We start from the raw sequence: 283 nt of genomic DNA on the forward strand, positions 1-283 counted from the left end.
CTGGCAGATGAGCTTGGCCAACCACAAATAGCCTATTCGGCATCTAAATACGCACTCACTGTGCATTGTCGTCGTTTAGCCGTTAAAACGGGGAGTACCGGCGTGCGGATTAACTTAGTTGCTCCCGGTGCAATTGAAACTCCACTGCACGAAGCCTCTAAGCAAGATCCACGTTTTGGCGAAGCCGTACGTAACTTTGTTGCGCCTATTGGTCGCAATGGTCAGCCAAGTGAAATTGCCGATGCGGTCAGTTTTTTACAATCAGCCCAAGCCTCTTTTGTGC

Annotated in this window: 1 protein-coding gene; it reads left to right on the top strand. The window is 49.8% G+C overall.

Annotation, left to right across the window (positions count from 1 at the left end; translation table 11 throughout):
• Positions 1 to 283, top strand: a 283-nt coding sequence (locus AAEY62_RS21935; RefSeq protein ID WP_350636513.1) for an SDR family oxidoreductase, incomplete at both ends; no start/stop codon positions are given.

The sequence above is a fragment of the Pseudoalteromonas sp. GW168-MNA-CIBAN-0100 genome, assembly GCF_040309225.1.
In the GTDB taxonomy this organism is placed as follows: Bacteria; Pseudomonadota; Gammaproteobacteria; order Enterobacterales; family Alteromonadaceae; genus Pseudoalteromonas; species Pseudoalteromonas arctica.